The following is a 264-nucleotide window of genomic DNA, read 5'->3' on the forward strand; positions in this document are numbered from 1 at the left end:
ATCAAGGATTGCCCTGTCACCAAATGCAGTGAATTCCAGGTTCGGTGCACGCTTCAATGACAGCTCGGCGCCAGCTAGAACTACTGACGCTCCGAAATCTCCACCCATGCAATCCAGCGCTACGCGGACTCTTTCGGCCAACGGAAGGTCCTCCCAACGCGCCAGACCTGACTATCTATAGCGCAAATGCGGTTCGTTGTATCCGCTATCCAGCGGAAATCGGAAGCGAAGCATCTCTATGCGCAGAGATGTCAAGGCAGCAGT

General features: G+C 54.5%; 1 protein-coding gene. It reads right to left on the bottom strand.

Going from position 1 to position 264, the window contains the following annotated elements:
* The coding region (locus RMT89_RS46345; protein ID WP_399499026.1) for a hypothetical protein at positions 1-141 on the bottom strand (141 nt) is incomplete at its 3' end.
* Between the last annotated feature and the right edge of the window lie 123 nt (positions 142-264).

The sequence above is a fragment of the Streptomyces sp. P17 genome (assembly GCF_032436805.1).
Taxonomy (GTDB): domain Bacteria; phylum Actinomycetota; class Actinomycetes; order Streptomycetales; family Streptomycetaceae; genus Streptomyces.